General features: G+C 59.2%; 14 protein-coding genes. 9 read left to right on the forward strand and 5 right to left on the reverse strand.

Annotated features, from left to right (window positions below):
- Nucleotides 1–15 precede the first annotated feature (15 nt).
- The 4 genes from TBK1r_RS36670 (at nucleotide 16) to TBK1r_RS36685 (ending at nucleotide 4,834) form a co-directional block, all read left to right on the forward strand.
- The gene (locus tag TBK1r_RS36670; RefSeq protein ID WP_419580748.1) at nucleotides 16–963 is read left to right on the forward strand and encodes an efflux RND transporter periplasmic adaptor subunit; all 948 of its coding nucleotides are present in this window, start codon (nucleotides 16–18) and stop codon (nucleotides 961–963) included.
- Nucleotides 964–1,033: 70 nt separating this feature from the next.
- Nucleotides 1,034–3,277 (forward strand): hemolysin D, encoded by a 2,244-nt coding sequence (locus TBK1r_RS36675; protein WP_419580749.1) that lies wholly within the window; start codon nucleotides 1,034–1,036, stop codon nucleotides 3,275–3,277.
- Between the two features lie 286 nt (nucleotides 3,278–3,563).
- The gene (locus tag TBK1r_RS36680; RefSeq protein WP_095741756.1) at nucleotides 3,564–3,956 is read left to right on the forward strand and encodes a DUF3467 domain-containing protein; all 393 of its coding nucleotides are present in this window, start codon (nucleotides 3,564–3,566) and stop codon (nucleotides 3,954–3,956) included.
- 293 nt (nucleotides 3,957–4,249) lie between these two features.
- Entirely contained in the window at nucleotides 4,250–4,834 is a 585-nt protein-coding gene (locus tag TBK1r_RS36685; protein ID WP_095741757.1) for an LURP-one-related family protein, read from the forward strand.
- Nucleotides 4,835–5,018: 184 nt separating this feature from the next.
- On the opposite strand, the gene TBK1r_RS36690 is transcribed toward TBK1r_RS36685, so the two are convergent.
- The 3 genes from TBK1r_RS36690 to TBK1r_RS36700 form a co-directional block, all read right to left on the reverse strand.
- Nucleotides 5,019–6,713 (reverse strand): hypothetical protein, encoded by a 1,695-nt coding sequence (locus tag TBK1r_RS36690; RefSeq protein ID WP_145221186.1) that lies wholly within the window; start codon nucleotides 6,711–6,713, stop codon nucleotides 5,019–5,021.
- Nucleotides 6,714–6,805: 92 nt separating this feature from the next.
- Entirely contained in the window at nucleotides 6,806–7,519 is a 714-nt protein-coding gene (locus TBK1r_RS36695; RefSeq protein ID WP_145221189.1) for an SDR family NAD(P)-dependent oxidoreductase, read from the reverse strand.
- A gap of 411 nt (nucleotides 7,520–7,930) precedes the next feature.
- Nucleotides 7,931–8,164 carry a hypothetical protein gene (locus tag TBK1r_RS36700; protein WP_236649846.1) on the reverse strand — a complete coding sequence of 78 codons (234 nt, stop codon included), beginning with the start codon at nucleotides 8,162–8,164 and terminating at the stop codon, nucleotides 7,931–7,933.
- Nucleotides 8,165–8,734: 570 nt separating this feature from the next.
- Here TBK1r_RS36700 and TBK1r_RS36705 point away from each other — a divergent pair.
- On the forward strand, nucleotides 8,735–9,151 hold the full coding sequence (locus tag TBK1r_RS36705; protein WP_145221192.1) for a secondary thiamine-phosphate synthase enzyme YjbQ: 417 nt from the start codon (nucleotides 8,735–8,737) through the stop codon (nucleotides 9,149–9,151).
- 320 nt (nucleotides 9,152–9,471) lie between these two features.
- Here TBK1r_RS36705 and TBK1r_RS36710 read toward each other — a convergent pair whose 3' ends face one another.
- Both TBK1r_RS36710 and TBK1r_RS36715 read right to left on the reverse strand, forming a co-directional pair.
- Nucleotides 9,472–12,201, reverse strand: a complete 2,730-nt coding sequence (locus TBK1r_RS36710; RefSeq protein ID WP_145221194.1) for an MGH1-like glycoside hydrolase domain-containing protein — start codon at nucleotides 12,199–12,201, stop codon at nucleotides 9,472–9,474.
- A gap of 245 nt (nucleotides 12,202–12,446) precedes the next feature.
- Nucleotides 12,447–13,643 (reverse strand): phosphoglycerate kinase, encoded by a 1,197-nt coding sequence (locus tag TBK1r_RS36715; RefSeq protein ID WP_145221197.1) that lies wholly within the window; start codon nucleotides 13,641–13,643, stop codon nucleotides 12,447–12,449.
- A gap of 389 nt (nucleotides 13,644–14,032) precedes the next feature.
- Between TBK1r_RS36715 and TBK1r_RS36720 the strand changes: the two genes are divergently transcribed.
- From TBK1r_RS36720 to TBK1r_RS36735, 4 genes are all read left to right on the forward strand, one after another.
- On the forward strand, nucleotides 14,033–14,974 hold the full coding sequence (locus TBK1r_RS36720) for a hypothetical protein (RefSeq protein ID WP_145221200.1): 942 nt from the start codon (nucleotides 14,033–14,035) through the stop codon (nucleotides 14,972–14,974).
- A gap of 93 nt (nucleotides 14,975–15,067) precedes the next feature.
- Nucleotides 15,068–15,754, forward strand: a complete 687-nt coding sequence (locus TBK1r_RS36725) for a DUF2461 domain-containing protein (protein WP_145221203.1) — start codon at nucleotides 15,068–15,070, stop codon at nucleotides 15,752–15,754.
- 76 nt (nucleotides 15,755–15,830) lie between these two features.
- On the forward strand, nucleotides 15,831–17,036 hold the full coding sequence (locus TBK1r_RS36730) for a nucleoside monophosphate kinase (RefSeq protein ID WP_419580750.1): 1,206 nt from the start codon (nucleotides 15,831–15,833) through the stop codon (nucleotides 17,034–17,036).
- A 515-nt stretch (nucleotides 17,037–17,551) separates the two neighbouring features.
- The gene (locus TBK1r_RS36735) at nucleotides 17,552–19,492 is read left to right on the forward strand and encodes a preprotein translocase subunit SecA (protein WP_145221210.1); all 1,941 of its coding nucleotides are present in this window, start codon (nucleotides 17,552–17,554) and stop codon (nucleotides 19,490–19,492) included.
- Nucleotides 19,493–19,508 lie beyond the last annotated feature (16 nt).

The following is a 19,508-nucleotide window of genomic DNA, read 5'->3' on the forward strand; positions in this document are numbered from 1 at the left end:
CAGATCACCGATTCAATGTTCAAACGAAACGCTTTTTTTCTCGGCACCCTTCTCGGCGGCGTGATGGCCATCGCCTTGCAAGTCACACCGACGTGGGCACAGTCCGCGATCGATACCGATGCAGGCATCTTGGTGGAAAACTGCATGGTGCGGTTCATCAACAAGACCAAGGTCCCGTCGGAGACGCAGGGCAAGCTGACCGAACTGCCCGTCGAAGAGGGCATGTCGATCAAGAAAGGCGATGTCATCGCGATCGTCGATGACAAGCAAGCCCGGCTGGCACTTGAGCTAAAGCAGGCCGAAGAACTGGTCGCCAAACTGAACGCGCAAAACGATGTCAACAAGCGTGACGCCGTTCAAAGCGAAGTGATCGCACGCCAAGAAGCAGCCGCCTATCGCGACTTGTACGCCAAGGGTGCCGCACCACAGTTTGAAATGTTGAAAAAACAGGCCGAAGCGGACCGGGCCATCCTTCGCATCGAACTGGCGGATCTGAACGAAAACACCGCGATGGCCGAATACGTCGCCAAGCAGATCGGGACCAAACTCGCCCAGTCGGATATTGAGATGCGAACCATTCGCGCCGAATTCGATGCCTATGTCGAAAACCGATTCGCGCAACTGGGCGAATGGGTTCAGCCGGGCAGCCCGATCGTGGAACTGGTGCAAATGGACTTTGTACGCGTGGAAGGATTTATCGACGCGTTTCGCTACGCCGGCCAAATTCAAAAAGGAGCGGACGTCAAAGTCGAAATCACCGTCGGCGGAACAAGCACCAATCCCATCACGAAGACCTTCGTTGGGAAAATCGATTACGTCAGCATGGAATTAGATTTGAACAAGCGACACCGCATCTGGGTCAAGGTCCCCAACGAACGCGACGGCGACGATTGGCTGATCAAACCCGGCATGCGGGCGACGATGCAGATCGCACCGCCCACCGCAGCAGGCGGGTTGTTTTAGGTTTCAAGTTTCAAGTTTCAAGCTTGAGCGTTCAGTTCCTGATTCCCTTTTGGGTCCCTTGTCGAAATAGATGGCCACACTTGCCGAATCTCTCGTCAGCAGTTCGTCGCGCCCGCTCACGGTGCGCAAACGTCCTGATTTGACGTCCAGTCGACATCGCTATCAGGGAACGGGCTACTGGGTCCTGAAGGAACCCGTCGGGCTGCAGTACTTTCGTTTTCATGACGAAGAGTATTTCATTTTGAACATGCTCGACGGGCATGTCAGTCTGCAGCAGATCAAGGACGGATTTGAACAGCGATTTGCCCCCCAGAAGATCACCTTCGGCGACTTGCAGCAATTCATCGGCATGTTGCACCGCAGCGGGTTGGTGATCAGCAATTCGCCGGGCCAGGGTAAAGCACTTCGCCATCGCGGGCGGAAGAAAAAGAACAAAGAGATGATGGGCAAGATGGCCAACGTCTTTGCCCTGCGGTTTCGCGGCTTCGACCCCGAACGCATCTTGAATGCGATCCTGCCGTGGTTCGGCTGGATGTTCACCGTTCCGGCACTGCTGTTCTTCGTCGGGCTGTTCGTGGCCGCCTCGTTGATGTTGGCGACGCAATACGAAACGGTCTACGCGCGGCTGCCGACGTTCCAGCAATTTTTTGCGGCCGATCGTTGGTTGATCCTGGCCGCGACGATGGCGATCGTCAAAGTATTGCACGAGTTCGGGCACGGGCTGAGCTGTAAAAAGTTCGGCGGGGAGTGTCACGAGATCGGCTTCATGTTGCTGGTCTTCACGCCCTGCCTGTACTGCAACGTTTCCGATTCATGGATGCTGCCGAACAAATGGAAGCGGGTTTGGATCGGCGCCGGCGGGATCTATGTCGAAATGATCTTGGCCTCACTTGCCGCCTTTGTGTGGTTTTTGACCGAGTCGGGGACGACACTCAACGACTTGTGTTTGAACATGATGTTCTTGAATGTCGTCAGCACCATCTTGGTCAACGGGAACCCGCTGCTGCGGTTCGACGGTTATTACATCCTGATGGACATGTTGGAGATTCCCAACCTCCGTCAGAAAAGCACCGAAGTCCTAAAACGTTGGTTTCAAAAGACCTGCTTGGGATTGGAACTGCAAGACGACCCGTTCTTGCCGACGCGGGGGCGCGTTTATTTTGCACTCTTTACCATCGCCAGTGTGATTTATCGCTGGGTCGTGGTGTTCTCCATCTGTTGGTTCGTGATCAAGGTGCTCGAACCCTACGGTTTGGAAGTGATCGGCCGGATGGTCGCAGTGATCGGTTTTTCGGGACTGGTTGCTCAGCCCGTGATTCAAACATGGAAGTTCTGTCGAACTCCTGGGAGACTTTCGAAAGTGAAACGTTTTAATGTGATGATCACACTGTCGGTCGTCTCGGTGATCATCGCCGCGGTGTGTTTCATCAAGCTTCCGCACCACGTGGATTGCGCCTTTGAAATTCGACCGACCGAAGCGGGACGGGTCTACGCGGGCAGCGTCGGGCAAATCGTCGACACCGTGGCTCCCGGTCAATTCGTCGAGGCCGGCGAGACGATTGCGGTGTTGAAAAACCCAGACCTTGAAATGCGAATGAAGGACCTCGAAATCGAAGAAGCCGTCGCCACGGTTCAACTGCAAAAGCTGGCCGACCGCGTCTTCTCCGATCGATCGCTCGCCGCACAACTCGAGACACAGCAAGAGATCCTGGACTCGATCACCGAACTGAAGAAGAAAACTCAAGTCGAAATCGACCGACTGACGATCACGGCGCCGATTTCCGGCGTGGTCATTCCGCCCCCGCGTCGGCCCGAACGAGACAGCAACGACGGCCAGCTGCCGTCCTGGTCAGGGTCTCCCTTGGAATTGCAGAACCGCGGCGCGATGCTGACCTCGGACGACTTGCTGTGCGAAATCGGCAACGCCGATGACTTCGAAGCGATCTTGGCGATCGACCAAGGCGACGTCCAATTGGTGCGCGAAGGCCAATCGGTCGACATGAAACTCGATTCGCGGCGACTGGAAACCTTCTCCGGAACGATCAGCGAAAAGTCGCGTGAACCGTTGCGGATGACGTCGACATCGATGTCCAGCCAAACCGGCAGCGACCTGCAGACCGAGATCGATCCGGCGACCGGACAGGTCAAACCGCGGAGCGTGACCTACCAAGCCCGCGTGCCGCTGGAAATCCTCGATTCCGATCTGCCGCTACGACCCGGATATCGCGGCAGTGCCAAGATCCACGTCGACAAGAAATCACTCGGGCAACGACTGTGGAGAGTGATCGCCAAAACCTTCAACTTTGAGTTTTAAAGCGATGATGCAATCTGTCTTGCCCGCTTGCTCTCATTTCCCTATTTACACTCTCGAATTTCCTAGTCGACGCACTTTGCCTCTAGTTAACTCATTGCATCAAGCATGAACTGAATTTCCCTTGTGGATCGGTTTTCGTGGCCCATCACGGCCGTTAGGATGAATTCCTCGCGGTGTCGCGATCGGTGAAAACCGAACCCAAAATCGATCTTTCCCCTTTTTGAGCGATCCGTTTTCTGCTTTGGATCACGATCGCGACCCTAACCTTTGTGGAGAACTCTCATCGATGGCTGATGAATCCAAGAAACCTGAAGCTGCAGCACCACCGGCCGAACAAGCGCAGACGCAACAGCCCGTTCAAGTTCAGGTGAACGACAGCAACACGTTGGCGACCTACGCAAACTTCTGCCGCGTCACCGGATCGCCGGAAGAGCTGATCGTCGACTTCGGTCTCAACCCGCAGCCGATCGGCGTGCCGAAAGAGCCGATCGAAGTCAAGCAACGCATCATCGTCAACTTCTTTACCGCCAAGCGTCTGCTGGCCGCGTTGCAAATGTCGATCGCCCGTCACGAAGCCGTTTTCGGTGTCCTGGAAACGGACATCAACAAGCGAGTTCGTCCCGGATTGGCGCAGCAACAAAGCGCTCCGCAAGCCGCACCGGCTCCCGCAGCCGAGTAGTCGGTTTCTGGCGGGTCACCGTCCAGATCTCAAAAAATCACCAAACCGCGTGCCATCCGATTCTTGGCACGCGGTTTTTTCGTGGCCGATCGGTTACAACGGGCGTTTCCCAAACCTTTCCGACCCCGTGCGTTGCAGCAGCCTGCTGAAGGTGTCGTGGACGAGGTGAGATGTCCGACGCGGCAAATCTCTAGGACTCGTCGGCTCGTCCACTACGACAACCCTCATCCGTCGCTGTGACACGACACGAGTCGCATTTCTGACATGTCCTTTTCTTGTACGAGCCCCGATCGATGCAGTACCCGCTAAACCTCAGCTTCAAACTCTTAACGTTTGGCCAACGGATTGTCGCTTCTGACGCCGACGGCAACGTGTTGATGTTCATCAAGCAAAAGATGTTCAAGCTGAAAGAAAAGGTCGAGATCTACAACGACGAGAAACAGTCTCAGTTGATCTTTCGCATCGAAGCCGATCGGATGCTGGACTTTTCGGCCAACTACAGCTTCACCGACGCCGAAGGCAACCCCTGGGGATCGGTCCGTCGTAAGGGGATGCGATCGTTGTGGGCGGCACACTACCAAGTGATGCAAGAGGGCCAGGTCGACATGGAGATCCGCGAGGAGAGCCCGATGAAGAAGGTGCTCGAAAGCATTCTCGGAGAGATTCCACTCCTCGGCTTGGCCGCCGTCTACCTGCTCAATCCCAGCTACATCGTCACCCGCCCCGATGGGACGCCGCTGCTGAAGCTGATCAAAAAACCCGCGTTGTTTGAAGGCAAGTTTGTGCTCGAAAAGCTCAATGACATGCCCGAAGACGACGAACTGCGGTCGCTGATGGCGCTGCTGATGCTGGTGCTGCTGGAACGCCGTCGCGGTTAATCGCGGCCAGGGTGAACCGCTGGCTAATATTCCGCCGCACCTTGGTTTTCGGGGAGGCGGTAGTGGACGAGGCGACGAGTCCTTGCCAATTTGCCGACTACAGAGGACTCGTCGCCTCGTCCACTACCCGAAAATTGAGCTGCGGTAGACCACTAGCGTTAACCGCGGGCCAGCGGGTGGACGATCAATCGTCGACCACACCGATCAACAAGTTTCCGAACAGGGCCGCATCGTCGTTGGTCAGTTGACGCGATGCGTTGCAGATCACGACCATGCGGTGTGGCTGGGGCGGTGCAGTGACGATCGCGGTGATCGTCCGCGGTGTGAACGGGTCACCGTCGGGCGGGTACGCGACGACGTCGTCCTCTCTGCTTGTGCGCCACTGTCCGTCAGGCGTTTTCCAGCGGATCGATAGCCTCGTCAAACCGCGACCTTGCTGGACCACTTGCACCTGTATCATGTAGCGTCGATTCGGCTCGGTATTGAAGGTCGCGATGCCGCTCGCGTCCTCCGCCGCGGTGATCGTCACTTGGCCGTTGCCGAGCACCACGTCTCCGCGTGGATCTGCTTTAAAGGTTTCCCAGACCGGTTCCAGATCGAGCACACTCGCGCCGATTTCGCCGTCGCCGGCCGCTGCGGTTGATTCTGATGGTTCTGAATCTGGTTGAGCCGATGGTTTCGTTTGCGGCTGAACCTTCAGTGCAGATTGCTGGGTTGCGTCCGCGACGACCGACTGGATCGCTTGGGAAATGCCCGGCAGCAACGTCTCCCAATGCGGATAGGTATCCTTGCCTTTCCAGAGCGACTCGTCACCGGCTTCGGGCCACCAGCGACCATGTTCGCCATACAGCCAGACCAATCCGTCGCCGAATGCGATCGCCGCGTTCAGGTTCCGCTTCAGCAGTGCCAGCCGATCGGACCGAGTGGGCTGCAGCGTGTACTGGCCGGCAAGTTTGGGATGGATGGCATCAAGATAGATCGGGAATGCCACGCGGACTTGCTTGCTGTACTTTTCTCGATTCTCGACGGCAATCAGCTGAACGCCTTGCGTTCGGACGGCTTCGGCACAATGTTGAAATTGGCGGGCCGAAGTGAACCAATAGCCGTTTTCGCATCCATCGACCAGGGTGATCGTGGGTGGCAGAACATCCAACCAACCGTCGACCAGTGCCGGCAAGAGACCATAAGCGTGACCCGCCAAACACCACTGATCGTCGCTACGGCCGACCGGCGAAGGCCCGCGATGGTGGTGGTCGTCGATGAAGTAGCTGAGCAGGAAATACGTGCAGATTTCGGCATCGGGGAACTCCGCCGCAATCGCCTCCATCATTTCGCGACCGCGGCGTCGCGCCGCGGTTTGATAATCAGCGAAATCGTGCTCCGTCGCAGCAGCCTGTCGTGAATACTGAAATTGTCGGTGCGGATCCGTGTAGGGCTCAAAGTCTAACAGCAGCCCACGCAACCCTGCTTGGCGGGCCAGGCCGGCGGCGATGCGATAATGGTCGACGATCGTTTGCCAGCCGTCGTCGTCGAACCAATCCACCGCCCCGGGATTCGCCTTGAGCAACAGATAGTTGTCCGGCATCGATTCTTTGGACACGCCCGCGGCGGCTTCGATCGATCGACGGACATCCAATTGGCTCCAGTCGTCGGTCCCGTGCGCCGTGGCCAGCGGATCCGGGTTTCCCGAATCGGCATGCAGCGTCAACACACAACCGGTCAGCGGCAACTCGCCAGGCATCTTGTCCAGATCGCGGGCGAACTGTGCGACCGTCGGCGCGTTCCAACCGCAGGTGATGATCCGCGGCAAGGGGTGTTGGGCACTCGAGGCGGAGACCCAGAAGAGCCAGAGGACGAGGAACGATTTTCGATGGACCATTCGCTGATTGTAACCCGGTTGTCTCGCTCCGGGTTCGCGATCTGGCTGCCATGCACACTGCTGCAACGGGCAACGGCGTATCGGACGAGGATCTACTTCCTCACCGTACTCATGCCCCCATCGACACCCAGCGTCTGGCCGGTGATCCACGGCCCGTCGGTCAACAGATAGTGGCTCAGCGAAGCGATGTCGTCGATCGTTCCGGTACGTGCCAGTGGGTACCGCGCGGCCATCGCCTGTTCCTTCTCTTGGTCGCCAAAGAACTGGCTGGCCAACGGGGTGTCGACCAGCGCCGGGGCGACGCAGTTGACGCGGATTTTGGGTGACAGCTCGGCGGCCAGTGTCCGGGCTAATCCCTCCACGCCCGCTTTGGCCACGGCAACCGAGGCGTGCAGGGGGATTCCCAGCTTGACCGCGACGGTGCTGTACAGGACGACGCTGGCCGCGTCAGCAGCCCGCAACCCCTTCATCGCGGCCTGGATGCACTTGATCGCCCCGACGACGTTCAATTCAAAATCCTCCCGGAAGGCGTCCGGTGCGATCCCTCGAAACGATCTCAATCGGATCGATCCGGGACAGTAGGCCAGCCCGCGAATCACCCCGGGTAACAGCTCGCCGGAGACCTCGTCTTGGGTCACGTCGATCGCCACGTGCTTGACGCCGGGCAGGTCACCGGCGTGCTCCCAGCTCCGGCTCAGCACGGTCACCGCGGCGCCATCCTGGACCAGCCGCCTGACAAGCCCCAGCCCGATCCCGCTGCTGCCACCGACGACGACAAACTCATCTTGATTCGACTCGTTACTCAATTTAGATCCACCATGGATGGAAACGTGTTGGTCCTACGCCACAAGCCGGTTGGACGGGGCAACGCTGTGAAGCATTTTTGTTTCTGCGTTTTGCGAGATGATCGCGGCAGGGCGCGAGCCCAATACTGCTAAGTCGAGTTTGATTGGGGCGCCCGGACGCTGGCGCGAACCGGCTGATATCAATCGATGATCACCCGCCGGGGCGGGCGTTCGAGAAAGCGTAGCGGGCCGGCAATGCATCGCTGGGCGGCGATGGCAGGCTGGGCGGCGATGGCAGGCTGGGCGGCGATGGCAGGCTGGGCGGCGATGGCAGATCATGCGATACGAAAAAACCCCGCGAGCGAGGCTCGCGGGGTGACTGGGTCTTTCTCAGCGTTGGTGCTGCCGTGCGACGACGGCAACCGGGTCGATCTATTCGCGGGGGCGGATCGCACCGGTCAGGCCGCTGTAATCAACACGGTCCGTGTTGTGCCACAGCGGTTGTCCGCGTTCCACTCGGCTACGCAGCACTTCAATCTTCTCGGCACTTCCGGCAGGAGCGTCGGTCGGCGAGAATCGGTCGTCTTCATGGGGCACGAAGTCTTCATCGTGTCCGTAACGAAGGATCGCTTCGAAGACGTTCTTGCATCGGGTCATGTCTTTCATTTCGTTCCGCTCAATGATTTCAGTAGGGGTTCGACAACTATGTCTGAACGACTTTGGTGCATCGGTCCAGGCCGACGCACGTGATTCGTCAACAGTCACTTTTTGCTAACAGTAACTTTTAGCCCGCGGGCACAATTCCGCGCAACCCGGGCTGGGACGAGGGGATTATTCACGTCGCTTGACGGGAGTCAAGAAAATTGTCGGGTGGTCCGACGCCGCCGCAGGACCCCGACCGGGTCTGGATTGCTTCGATTTGCGGGCCCCCGCAAGGTGCGAAAATCGCCGCCGGAGCGGCCTGTCGGAAGCGTCGCAAACCGGGTTCATGGACCCTTCGCGCGCCAAGGGGGCAGATCTTAACATAGGCGGCCCACCGCGGTGGATCAATTCACCGGCAGATCGTCAATGGGGCAGCCTACAAAATGACACCTTTGGCGAGCGTCACCTTGCCGACTGTGGAAAATCGGTGCACAATCGCTAGGTTTTCGATCGTTCGCGGGCGGAAAAAAAGTTTCAATTTTTTCTTTGCCGCGGTTTCTTCGGTTCGACTATTTCGTAGTGGTGGTGCTAGGTATGTGGGTTCAGCGAACATTGACGCTTCCGGCCAAACCACGAGGGTTCCATCTGGTGACCTCCGATGTCTTGGACTGCGTGCCCGAGATCGCCACCGTTCAGACGGGACTGCTGCACGTGTTCATCCAACACACCAGCGCCTCACTGACGATCAACGAGAACGCCGACCCCGACGTCCGCGTGGATTTCGAAACGGCGATGAACCACGCCGTCCCCGAATCCCTGCCCTACGTTCATACGGTCGAGGGCCGCGACGACATGCCCGCCCACGTCAAAGCGAGCATGATGGGGGCGAGCGTCCAGCTTCCGATCGGCGGCGGACGGTTGCTGCTGGGTGCCTGGCAGGGCATTTATCTGTGCGAGCATCGCAACCACGGCGGCTCGCGAAAACTGGTGTTGACCCTGACGGGCCTCTGACGGGCCGCGCGTGCTCCAGGACGCCAAGTGCAGCGTCGTTTTGTTTGGCCCGTAGGCTCGCGCCCAATGCCACCTACTTTGGCACTGAACGAAGTAGCGGAACGGCGCGAGCCGTCCGGTTTCGGCTTGAAAACACCGTGAAAGACCGGAGGGCTCGCGCCCTGCCGCTAACAAAAGTACCTCGCTTGACATCAGCCGGTTCGCGCCAGCGTCCGGGCGTTTCATCATGTTAATTACTCACCGGCGCCCGTAGGCTCGCGCCAAACGGCTGATTAAATCAACAAGCCGTGAAGCGTCACGCCGGCAGACGCATCCGCCGATCAGGGGACCAGCTCGGTGCCGACGTGTTTGGGCACGTCGGCCTGGCTGCGGATCATCGAAGCGACCAATGCCGTCCAACCCGTCTGGTGGCTGGCGCCGAGCCCCTTGCCGTTGTCGGCATGAAAGTACTCGTAGAACAGAATCAAGTCTTTCCAGGCGGGGTCGTCGCGGTAGCGAGTTTCCTCACCGTGCGCCGGGCGGGCACCGCTCTCGTCACGCTCGAATAGCGAAATGCAGCGGCTTTCCAATTCCCGCGCGACTTCCATCAGCGTCATGCTCTGCCCGCTGCCGGTCGGGCATTCCACCCGAAACGATTCTCCATAAAAGGCGTGGTAGCGTTTGAGCGATTGGATGATCAGGTAGTTCATCGGGAACCAGATCGGCCCGCGCCAATTGCTGTTGCCGCCGAACATCCCGCTTTCACTCTCACCGGGCACGTATTGGACTTCGTGATGTTGGCCGCCGAAGTCGAATACGAACGGTTCGGCGCCGTGGGCGGCAGACATGCTGCGAATTCCGTAGGGCGACAGAAACTCGGTTTCGTCCAGCATCACACTCAGCAGGCGTCGAAAGCGGTCTTCGCTGGGGATCGCCAACAATCGTCGCGTGACCTTCGTCTCCTCGGGATCTTCGCCCTCCATGTACGTCATGTGTTGCGTCAGGTCGGGGCGGCTGTTCAAGAACCATTTCATCCGTCGTTTGAAACCGGGCAACTTGTCGATGATGTGTTCTTCCAGAATCACGCCGGTCATCAGCGGCAACAGCCCGACGAGCGAACGCACGCGGATCGGAATGGATTGCCCGTCGACGAACAGGTGGTCGTAATAGAACCCTTCGGTCTCGTCCCAAAGTCCCGAGCCGTCCATGCTGTTCATCGCCTCGGCGATGGCGATGTAGTGCTCAAAGAACTTGCTGGCCATATCGCCGTAGGCTTCGTTTTCATCGGCCAATTCGATCGCCATTCGCAACATGGTGCCGCAATAGAACGCCATCCAAGCGGTCCCATCGGCCTGTTCCAGGTGACCGCGCGGCAGGGGTTTGCTGCGGTCGAACACGCCGATGTTGTCCAATCCGAGGAAGCCGCCGGAAAAGATGTTCTTGCCACGCGGGTCTTTGCGATTGACCCACCAGGTAAAATTCAGCAGCAGCTTCTGAAACGCACGGGCGAGAAACAATTTGTCCCGATGGTGTGGCGGTCCGCTGGCCTTGTAGACCTGCCAAACGCCCCAGGCGTGGACGGGCGGATTGACATCGGCGAGGTGCCATTCGTAGGCCGGGATTTGGCCGTTGGGATGCATGTACCATTCGCGCAAGAACAGGATCATCTGATCTTTGGCGAATCCATAATCCAGGTGAGCCATCGGAACCATGTGAAAGGCCAGGTCCCAGGCGGCGTACCAGGGGTACTCCCATTTGTCCGGCATCGAGATCACGTCGCGGTTGAACAGATGACGCCACTCGCTGTTGCGTCCCTGCTTGCGCCCTTCATTGGCCGGCGGCCCGTTGGGATCACCGTCCAGCCAGGTGCTCACGACGTAATGGTAGAACTGTTTCGTCCACAGCAGTCCGGCATAAGCCTGGCGGATCACCGGGCGCCGACACTCGGCGACCGAATCGGGGATGCGTGTTTCATAAAACGCATCGGCTTCGCGCTTTCGCGATTCAAAGATCGCATCAAAGCGTTCGCCCAACGCGGCCGACGAATATTTCGCGATGTCGCCGCCACAGTCTTCCTTGATGATCGGCTCTTGGACGCCCGACAATCGCATCTTGATCGTCTTGGTCACGCCCGGCAGCACCAGATCCAGTCCGTAGGCGGCGCACTTGGTCCCGCGTTGATCCGGGTTGACGGTTTTGACTTCACCCTTGACGACGTATTGGTGAAACGCGTCTTTGTAGTATTCCGACTCCGACGGCAAATCGGGGTGGCGGTCGGCGTTGGTTTCGTTGTCGGTGAACAGCCACGCCCAGGTGTCTGGCGTGCCCATGCAATCGCAGGCGAACCAGAATTCGTCGAGCGTTTCGTGAAAGGTCTTGACCACATCGCCGACCAGCTTCATCGTCGGCCGGGTCGTGCAGCCTTCATCGGTGCACTGCCAGGTCCACGTGTTGCGAAAGAACAACTGGGGCAACACATGCAGCACGGCGGGCTGCGGTCCGCGGTTGGTGATGTTCAGCCGGATCAGAATGTCATTGGGACCGGCCTTGGCATATTCGGCTTCGACATCAAAGTAGCGTGACTGGTCAAACACGCCGGTATCGATCAATTCGAATTCCGGTTCGGTGCGTTCCCGGCTGCGCGAGACGTCGACCAATTCGTCGTACGGATAAATCGCGTGCGGGTACTTGTACAGGGCCCGCATGTAGCTGTGCGTGGGCGTGCTATCGAGATAGTAATAGCACTCCTTGACGTCTTCGCCGTGGTTGCCTTCGGGGCCCGTGACGCCGAACAGCCGTTCTTTGAGAATCGGGTCGCGGCCGTTCCAGAGGGCAACCGAAAAACACAACCGGCCTTCGCGGTCACAGATGCCGAGCAATCCGTCTTCGCCCCAACGGTAGGCTCGACTGCGGGCATGATCGTGGGGAAAGTAGCTCCACGTCGCGTCGCCGCCGTCGCTGTAATCTTCGCGAACCGTTCCCCATTGTCGCTCCGACAGGTAGGGTCCCCAGCGTTGCCAATTTTGAAGGCGTTTGGCGCTTTCGTCTAAACGTCGGTCTTCGGCAGTCATGGGCATCAGATCCGTGCGAGCGGGACGTGGTTTGCAAACGTTGAAACGGTCGTCAACGGAGCCGACCGTGCGAGCGCGTTGTTGCCCATCCCTGTCGGCCGCAGCTCATGACGGTCTGTCGATCCAATCGACGGGCCGTTGACGAGTTCCGCTACCCTCGAACGAGACGCTGACTTACTGTTCGGATCGGCCGTCGTGGATCGTGGACAGGATCCACGACGCGACCCTCCAGCGGCGGCGGAACCCTAGGCTTCGTCGAGCAGGTCGACCGCGGCAAAGGACTGGCCTTCGAGCATCGCCAGGCTGGCACCGCCGCCGGTGCTGACATGGCTGACCTGGTCGGCGAATCCCAGTTGGTCCACCGCGGCGGCACTGTCACCGCCGCCGATGATGCTGATCGAATCGCTGTCGGCGACCGCTTGGGCGACGGCTTTGGTCCCGGCGTCAAACGGCGGCTTCTCAAACACTCCCATCGGGCCGTTCCAGACGATCGTCTTAGCCGAAGCCAGGATTTCCGAGTATTTGGCGCTAGTCGCCGGCCCGATGTCCATGCCTTCAAAGCCGTCTTTGATTTCGCCCGCCGGAACGACTTCTTTGTTGCATCCCGCGGGGTCCCCGAAATCGTCACCGCAGTGGGTATCGACCGGCAGCACCAGTTTGTCGCCGCCCTTGGCGATCAGTTCCTTTGCCAGATCGACCTTGTCTTTTTCGACCAGGCTGTTTCCGACCGATTCGCCCTTGGCCAATGAAAACGTGTAAGCCATCGCGCCGCCGATCAGCACGGCATCGCAGATCCCCAGCAAGTTGTTGATCACGTTGATCTTGTCGCTGACTTTTGCCCCGCCCAAGATCGCCACAAAGGGTCGTTCGGGATTGGCGATCGCGTCGCTGAGGTATTGAATTTCTTTGGCGACCAGATGGCCGACAACCCTCGGCTTGCCGGCCATCGCTTCGGGCACCGCGACCATCGAGGCGTCTTTGCGGTGACAGGTTCCGAAGGCGTCGTTGCAATACGCATCGGCCAGGGCGGCGAGTTTGCCGGCGAATTCGGCGTCGCCTTTCTTTTCACCGTCGTTGAAACGCAGGTTTTCCAGCACCAGCACGTCGCCGTCGGACAGTGCGGCCGCTTTCGCCTCGGCGTCGGCTCCGACGGTGTCACTGGAAAAGGCGACGGTCTTGTCCAGCAGTTCGCCGAGACGTTTGGCGACCGGGGCGAGCGAAAACTTTTCGACATCCGACGGCTCTCCCTTGGGTCGCCCGAGGTGGCTCATCAAGATCAGCTTGCCGCCACGATCGATGACGCTCTTGATGCTCGGCAAGGCCATGCGGATGCGTCGGTCATCGGTAATCGTCTGGTTGTCATCGAGCGGGACGTTGAAGTCGACTCGCATCAGCACGGTTTTGCCTGCCACGTCAACTTGGTCAATCGTTTTCTTCGCCATCGGTCGTTCGGGTGTAAGGGGGGAGAGTTACCTGCATTGCTGGATGCGATTATCGAGATCCGGTCTGCAGTGTCGAGTCCTGGCAACTTGAAGGAATCTGGGGAAGAAATCGGAAATCCCGCCGCGATTTCCCGCCGGGGGCCCGGGAAAAAGCTTGCCCGGGAGGGCCCACCGGTTTTCTCTCAACTCCTTTACCGCCAATCGCCGAATCCTAATCCGGTGGGATGGTGGCCGATTCGGCCGCTGACTCCGAACGCAACACGGGGATTTTGGTGGCCAAGACGACGGGACACACGATCGCGCGCCTTCGGCACGTCTCCGCTACCCCCGCGTCGCGGCCCTGCGCCCCGGCTGTGCGACGCGCCGGGCCTCTGCGATGCGCCCGGGCTGTGCTCACCCTGTTGGCCGTTTGCTGGGCGATTTCTGATTCGCCCTGCGCCGCCGAAGGCCCGGCGGGAAAATCCCGCTACCGCTCCGCCACCCACGGTCACTCCAGCGGAGACGATCGCAGCGACACCAACGACGGCGAGCCGAATTCCAATCTGTTCGGACTCCGCTCACTCTTTGGCGGCAATGATGACGGAACCTCGTCGCGTCGGGACGAATTGCTCGATGCCTTGCCGATGGACCGGTTGACCGCGCACGCCAAGGTCAAACTGGCCGGGGTGACCGAGAAACCGACGCTGTACCGGCGTTTGCCGACCCAAGCGATTCGCTGTGACGAAGAATTGTTTCTGTTTCTGACCCGAAAACCCGAGGCGATCATCGGGATTTGGGATTTGATGGGGATCACCAACGTCCAGGCGACCCGCACCGGGCCGTACCAACTCGACGCGGTCGACGGCAGCGGCACGACCTGCCAGATCGATTTGCTTTACGGCGATCGCAACCTGCACGTGTTCATGGCCGACGGCATGTACGATGGCAAATTCGTGCAGAAACCGATTCTCGGCAAGGGCGTGTTCGTCTTCAAAAGCACTTATGCCGTCGCATCTGACGGATCGACCACCGTCACCGGCACCCTGGATTGCTACATCAAATTCGAGAGCTTGGGGGCCGACATCATCGCCCGTTCTTTGGGCGGACTGATCGGAAAATCGGCGGACCACAATTTCGTCGAAACGGCAAAGTTCATCAGCCAAATCTCTCAGGCCTGTGAACAAAACCCCGAGGGTATGCTGGAAATGGTCGACCGCATGCCACAGATCGACGCCCAAACCAAAGCCGAATTCGCCCGCACGATCATCAACGTCTCCCAGCGATACTTGGCAAAAACGCTGCCGACGGCCAAACTCGTGCAGGACCGTGGCATCCAAGCGACGCAGCGCTAGCGGCAACGATCGGCGGGCAACCGACCGATGGTGATCGCAAGTTCGCAGTCGACCGTCTCGCGGTGTGACATCTCCTCCTTCGAGTGGCCTCCGATGAGCAAAGGCATTCTTCCCAAGTCGCTGTTTGCGTTCCTGCGCAAGTTGAAACAGAACAACAATCGCGACTGGTTCGCCGCACACAAAGATCTCTACCAGCAGAACGTGCTCGGGCCGGCCGTCGAACTGGTCGCGCGGCTGGAAAAACCGCTCGCCCGCTCCGCCCCGATGCTGCACGTGTCCCCCAAGCCGCACAACGGCTCGGTGCTGCGGATTTACCGAGACACGCGATTCGGCAAAGACAAAACACCCTACAAGACCAACGTCGGCATCTCGTTGCGACACCAGGCGGGCAAAGACGTCCACGCCCCCGGTATTTACCTGCACCTGGAACCGGCGGAGTGTTTCATCGGGGCCGGCACCTGGCGGCCGGAAAGCAGCGCCCTGGCGTCGATCCGGGCCGCCATCGATGCGGACCCGAAAGCCTGGAAACGGGCCCGCGACAATAAGGCGTTTCGGGCGGATTTTGACTTCGTCGGCGAAAGTCTGAAAACGGCTCCACGGGACTATCCCAAGGACCATCCGCTGATCGAGGACCTGCGCCGCAAGGACTTTGTCGCGATCGCGCCGCTGAGCGAGGCGGAACTGACCGGCGATGCGATCGTGGATTTGATCGTCCAGCGGGTCAAACAGGCCCGACCGCTGATGCGTTTCTTGTGCGATTCGATCGGCGTGCCGTATTGAACCGCCCGTGCTACCCTATACGCTCTCATGAAGCCGCCGCTTCCGCCTCTCTACTCCTAAGCCCGCCCGTTCTATCGTGAATCCAGCTGCTGATCCCGAACCCAAGCCGATCCCGCCGGCCGATCTTGAGGTCAAAGACGCGCAATTGATTTTCAATTCCGTCTGGAAAGAATTGGAGTTTGAAAAAGGGAAATTGAACCTCCGGTTCCCCACCGAGCTGATCTTGCTGGGAGGAGCCCCGGGCGCGGGCAAGGGCACCAACACCGACTTCATTCGGCAAGTCCGCGACATCACCGCCAAACCGGTCGTCGTCAGCGAGCTGCTCAACTCCCCCGAAGCCAAGGCGATCAAAGCCCAAGGCGGCATGGTCGGCGACCGTGAAGTCGTCTCGCTGGTGTTCCGCAAGCTGCTCGAACCGGAATTCCAAAACGGCGCGATCCTGGACGGATTTCCCCGCACCAAGGTCCAGGTCGAATGCCTCAAGGCGCTCTACGACCGGATGAAATCACTCCGCCGCGAGTTGATCGACAATCCGAACGTCGAGCACATGAAGCCACCGGTGTTTCACATCATGGTGCTGTTCGTCGACGAATCCGAGAGCGTCAAACGCCAGCTCTCGCGGGGACGGCAAGTCATCGCGCACAACGAAGAGGTCGTGCGGAGCGGGATCGGCGAGCTGTGGGAAGAACGAGCCACGGACTTCAACGAGGCCCTGGCGCGCAACCGCTATCGAGTCTTCAAGGAAAAGACCTACGACGCGCTCGTCTCGCTGAAACAGATTTTTCACTTCCACTTCATCAACGCCCAAGCCGATCTGGTCGTTGTCCAAGAAAACATCCTCAACGAACTCGAGTACCAAAGTTCACTCGAACTCGACCCGCGAACGTTCCACGCGATCGGCGATATTCCGCTGGCCAGCGACATCGTCCAACACGCCCGCCGCGATCTGGTCCGCCGCCTGGACGGCTATGAATACGACCACGGAGAGATTTTCCATGCGGTCGTCGAATTGATCGAAGCCAAATTGGTGCCGATCATCCTTCGGCACGCCATTTCCGGACGCGCCACGATCAGCAGCGAAGACCCGGTGCTCGACGATCCGCTCGCCCTGCAGATGTTGATCGATATCTTTTCCGAACGCGGTTATCACGCGATGATCGACGTCCGCCGCCGAGCGATCCCGGAACAAGTCGACTTGCAGACCGGCACGATTACCTGCTGCCAAAAGAAGGTTTATCGAATCACACTGTACTTCAAAGGCAGCGAAATCCGCCGCGGCTAGCGGGGACGATCCTGAAGGGACGTCGATTCTTTTACAGCAGGATTCGGCAACTGATTTAGATTCGCTCCCGTCTGGGAGAGACGGCGTTTGCAGGACACGACCGCATAAGGATCATTTGAAAGTCTGTTAGACGATCCGAACGAAGTCCTCCGTTTTATTGAGGCGGAAGACGCCAAAATCATTGCAAGGAAGGATGAACCGCACGAAAGTGAACGAGATGTGAATTGAGCTTGTCATCCGATGGCAATCACTCAGCTTGGCCGAGAACACAGAGACGACTGGAATGTGCCCTGGAAGCCGATTGCAATTGTGCCCGTGCGACCGTCAAGCCTGGGCAACCCTTACCGGCTGTATTGCCTGTCCGATCATGCTTGCCGAAACGATTGTCACGCCTGGCGACCGCTTTCCCTGCACTCTCTTGCATCGACTCGGCAAGACGCGTGAAGTTGTCGAGGCGAAAACGTCGATTTTCATGACGTGTCTCCCTCGGTCATCACGGTCCACACGCGTCGCCCATGTTCCAGTCACGCCCCTGCATTGCCAACTATCGCGGCATCACCGGGCAACCGAAGCGCGGCGTGCAAACGGTCGCCAAATCGACTCAAGACTGGATCCAGCGTGTCCGCGCCCGCGGCCGGCAACTCGCACCGCTCGACGATCGAACGTTTCGAGCCTCCGCCGCACAGTGTCGCGATCGGATTCGATCTCGCGATGATGCCGCCGTCCTGGACAACGCGATCGAATCGTTTGCCTTGACCGGCGAGGCGCTGCGGCGGACCACGGGCATGTCGTACTACGACGTCCAACTGTGCGGCGGATTCGTGCTGGCCGCCGGAACCATCGCCGAGATTCAAACGGGCGAAGGCAAAACGATCACGACGGCGCTGCCCGCGGTGCTGCACGCCTGGTCCGGGCGCGGCGTGCACGTCGCGACCACCAACGACTACCTCTCCCGGCGCGACCACGACGAACTCAAACCGGTCTATGAATTGCTCGGCTTCAGCGTCGGACTGCTGCAACCCCAAGGACCCGTCGAAGAGAAAATCAAGGCCTATGCCTGCGACATCACCTATGGCCCGGGTTATGAATTCGGATTTGATTTTCTCAAGGACCAGCTGGCACTTCGTTCTCGCCACCGAACGCGTCTCGGTGAGCGATTCCTCCGCTCGCTGCAAGGGATCGACAACCGTGAAGCGACGCCCGCCCAACGCGGCCATGCGTTCGCGATCATCGATGAAGCCGACAGCGTATTGATCGATGAAGCCACCACTCCGCTGATCTTGGCCGGCGGAAAAAGCAGTGCATCGACGTCGCCGACCCTGTATCAATTTGCCCGCCGCGTCTCGATGGACTTGAGCGAAGACGACGACTACATCATCGACCCGATTAAACGCACGATTCGTTTAACTCCCGACGGCTGGAAACGTATTCACCGATCGTTTGATTCACGGCCGCCGGGTCAACTCGCCCGCCCCTGGAGCCAATTGGTAGAAAACGCATTGCGGGCCGAGCGGATCCTGCAACGCGACGTCGATTACGTCGTGCAAGAAGGCCAGGTCATGATCGTTGACCAAAACACGGGCCGCATCCATGACGAACGAAAATGGAGCAGCGGGTTGCACCAGGCGGTCGAGGCCAAAGAACAAGTCGAGATGACCGATGAGAATGAAACGCACGCCCGCATCACCCGACAGCGTTACATCGGGTTCTACGAAGGCGTCGCGGGTCTGACCGGAACCGCGTCGGATAGCGAATCGGAACTGCGAGAATTCTATCGTTTGCCGGTCGTGCGGATCGAAACCAACAAACCCTGTATACGGCAACCACTTCCTCTGCGATGCTTTGAGACGTGCCAGCGCAAATTCGACGCGATCGCCGATGACGCGGCCGGGCGCAGTCGCCGCGGCCAGCCGGTCTTGATCGGGACCGGGACGATCCAGGAAAGCAAGCTGCTGAGCCGACGTTTGACCGAGCAAGGAATCTCGCACGTCGTTTTGAACGGTTTGCAAGACGAAGAGGAAGCGTCGATCGTCCATCGGGCAGGCGTTGCGGGAGCCGTGACCGTCGCGACGAACATGGCCGGACGCGGCACCGACATCAAACCCGACGCCCAAGCCCTGGCGGCCGGTGGACTGCACGTCGCGGCCGCCGCGATGCACGCCTGTCAGCGCGTCGATCGCCAACTCGCCGGCCGCGCCGCCCGCCAAGGCGACCCGGGAAGCTGCCAGTTCTATGCCGCCGCCGATGACGAACTGATTCAATCGCGGGATCCGGATTTGGCGGCGGAAATGCGTGCCTCGGCCGGACCGACCGGCGAATGCCGCAAAGACTTCTCCGTCGCGCTGCGACGACTGCAACGACAAGCCGAAGCCGACGCGCTGGTGCAGCGGCAACGCATGGTCGCCCATGACGATTGGATGGAATCGGTGCAATCGTCGTTGGCCAGACGCGCCTAAGAGCAACGCTCCAGCA

Origin of the sequence: Stieleria magnilauensis (assembly GCA_007753675.1) — a bacterium.
Taxonomy (GTDB): Bacteria; Planctomycetota; Planctomycetia; order Pirellulales; family Pirellulaceae; genus Stieleria; species Stieleria magnilauensis.

Excerpts from the sequence above, each read along its gene's own strand:
- TBK1r_RS36710 (WP_145221194.1), bottom strand. The coding sequence starts at position 12,201 with ATGACTGCCGAAGACCGACGTTTAGACGAAAGCGCCAAACGCCTTCAA.
- TBK1r_RS36715 (WP_145221197.1), bottom strand. The coding sequence starts at position 13,643 with ATGGCGAAGAAAACGATTGACCAAGTTGACGTGGCAGGCAAAACCGTG.
- TBK1r_RS36675 (WP_419580749.1), top strand. The coding sequence starts at position 1,034 with ATGGCCACACTTGCCGAATCTCTCGTCAGCAGTTCGTCGCGCCCGCTC.
- TBK1r_RS36690 (WP_145221186.1), bottom strand. The coding sequence starts at position 6,713 with ATGGTCCATCGAAAATCGTTCCTCGTCCTCTGGCTCTTCTGGGTCTCC.
- TBK1r_RS36700 (WP_236649846.1), bottom strand. The coding sequence starts at position 8,164 with ATGAAAGACATGACCCGATGCAAGAACGTCTTCGAAGCGATCCTTCGT.
- TBK1r_RS36670 (WP_419580748.1), top strand. The coding sequence starts at position 16 with ATGTTCAAACGAAACGCTTTTTTTCTCGGCACCCTTCTCGGCGGCGTG.
- TBK1r_RS36735 (WP_145221210.1), top strand. The coding sequence starts at position 17,552 with ATGTTCCAGTCACGCCCCTGCATTGCCAACTATCGCGGCATCACCGGG.
- TBK1r_RS36685 (WP_095741757.1), top strand. The coding sequence starts at position 4,250 with ATGCAGTACCCGCTAAACCTCAGCTTCAAACTCTTAACGTTTGGCCAA.
- TBK1r_RS36725 (WP_145221203.1), top strand. The coding sequence starts at position 15,068 with ATGAGCAAAGGCATTCTTCCCAAGTCGCTGTTTGCGTTCCTGCGCAAG.
- TBK1r_RS36680 (WP_095741756.1), top strand. The coding sequence starts at position 3,564 with ATGGCTGATGAATCCAAGAAACCTGAAGCTGCAGCACCACCGGCCGAA.
- TBK1r_RS36705 (WP_145221192.1), top strand. The coding sequence starts at position 8,735 with ATGTGGGTTCAGCGAACATTGACGCTTCCGGCCAAACCACGAGGGTTC.